At 76.0% G+C, this 2075-nt stretch carries 2 protein-coding genes; one reads left to right on the forward strand and one right to left on the reverse strand.

Annotation, left to right across the window (positions count from 1 at the left end; translation table 11 throughout):
* On the reverse strand, positions 1–535 hold a 535-nt coding region (locus E9529_RS21305; protein WP_236833258.1), incomplete at its 3' end, for a hypothetical protein.
* Between the two features lie 341 nt (positions 536–876).
* Here E9529_RS21305 and E9529_RS21310 point away from each other — a divergent pair.
* The gene (locus E9529_RS21310) at positions 877–2037 is read left to right on the forward strand and encodes an alpha-hydroxy-acid oxidizing protein (RefSeq protein WP_236833259.1); all 1161 of its coding nucleotides are present in this window, start codon (positions 877–879) and stop codon (positions 2035–2037) included.
* The last annotated feature ends 38 nt before the right edge of the window (positions 2038–2075 follow it).

Genomic DNA, 2075 nt, shown 5'->3' on the forward strand with positions numbered 1-2075 from the left:
GCGCTGGTGAGCGACGCGAGCGAGACGACCCCGCGGACGGGCGCGGCCTCCTCGGCAGCGGCCGCGACCTCGAGGGGGACGCGCGTGCTGACCGCGGACCAGGACGGCGAGATCCGCGTCGACGTGCGCATCCCCGGGACGGCGGCGGGGACATCGCGGCCTCGCAGTCCTCGACCGTGGGCCGGGTGAGCGTGTAGTCCGCCAGCTCGTCGACGAAGGTCACCCCCGAGCCGTCGCGGGCGGTGAACTCCAGCCCCGGGTCGATGGTCTCGCCGGGGGCGACGTCGCCGGTGCGCAGCACGACGCTCCCGTAGGGCTCCAGCACCGCCGCGTCCTCACCGGACGGCGTCCGCCCGGTGGTGAGGACGACGGCGTAGGGGGCGTTGCCGGCGACGACCTCGACCACGATGCCGCCGGGGCGGCAGCTGGGGCCGTGGGTCACCCGGGCGTCGGGGCGCGTCGGGTCGTCGACCGCGCGCGCCGGCGCGGCCCCGGAGACGGCGAGGCCGAGGAGGACGACGAGGAGACCGGTCACCACACCGGCGGGGAGGGCGCCACGGGCCACCCGCGCCGACGTCGCCCACGCCGGCTCGACGATCTGCCCCGAACCGCTGTTCAGCCCTGCTCCCCCTGCTTCTGGTGCACCTGAGTTCCGAGGATGAGGGAAGTGACGCTTCGTTGCCAGCCCGTTACGGGCGTGTCGCGCGTGTCGTGCGGCGTGTCGCCAGATTCCCGTCCCGCCCTCCTTCCGGGAGGGCACGGTGCCGCGCGATCTCATCCCGTCGCCGTACCCGCGATCCGCGATCCCACCCCCCGATCGGGGCGACCGCCCGGCCCTGCCTCGTCGGCCGTGAGGCCGGTCACTACGGTGGCCGCGTGGACGAAGCGGGCGCCGGCCGACGGCGGCAGAACGAGGTGTACCGGGCCGGCGTGTACGGCCGCTCGCCCCGGGTGCCGGTCGGCATCCGCCGGCTGCAGGAGCGCGCCAAGCGGGCGCTGGACGCCCGCGCCTACGCCTACGTCGCGGGCGGTGCCGGCGACGAGGCCACCCAGCGGGCCAACCGCGCCGCCTTCGACCGGTGGGCGGTGGTCCCCCGGGTGCTGCGCGACGCGAGCGTCCGCGACACGTCCGTGGAGCTCTTCGGCCGCCGGCTGCCCGCCCCGCTGCTGCTGGGGCCGGTCGGCGCGCTGGAGCTGGTGCACCCGGAGGCCGACCTCGCCGTCGCGCGGGCCGCCGCCGCCACCGGGGTGCCGATGGTCTTCTCCAACCAGGGCTCGCGCTCGATGGAGGAGTGCGCGGCCGCGATGGACGGCTCGCCGCGCTGGTTCCAGCTCTACTGGTCCACCTCCGACGAGCTCGTCGAGAGCCTGGTCCACCGCGCCGAGCAGGCCGGCTGCGACGCCCTGGTGGTCACCCTCGACACGACGATGCTGGGCTGGCGCCCGCGCGACCTCGACCTCGGCCACCTCCCGTTCGCGCTCGGCAAGGGCATCGCGCAGTACACCTCCGACCCGGTGTTCCGCCGGCTGGTCGAGGAGCGCGCGGCCGCCGCCGTCGAGACCTTCCTGGGCATCTACTCGAGGCCCTCCATCAGCTGGGACGACCTCGCCTGGCTGCGCTCCCGCACGGAGCTGCCCATCCTGCTCAAGGGGGTGCTGCACCCCGACGACGCGCGCCGCGCGCTGGACGAGGGCATGGACGGCGTCGTGGTGAGCACCCACGGCGGGCGGCAGGTCGACCGGTCGATCGCCGCGCTGGACGCGCTCCCCGACGTCGTCGCGGCCATCGGCGACCGGGCACCGGTGCTGCTCGACAGCGGCATCCGCAGCGGTGCCGACGTCTTCACCGCCGTCGCCCTGGGGGCGCGCGCAGTGCTGCTCGGGCGCCCCTTCGCCTGGGGGCTGGCCCTGGCCGGCGAGGCGGGCGTGCGCCAGGTCGTCGAGGACGTCGTCGGCGAGTTCGACCTGACGCTGGGCCTGACGGGCCACACCGCCGTCGACCAGCTCGGCCCGGAGATCCTGCGCCGCGTCGGCTGATCGTTCCGGACGGATCCGGCCCGCGGGTTGACGACGCC

It is taken from the genome of Blastococcus sp. KM273128 (assembly GCF_021698975.1).
In the GTDB taxonomy this organism is placed as follows: Bacteria; Actinomycetota; Actinomycetes; order Mycobacteriales; family Geodermatophilaceae; genus Blastococcus.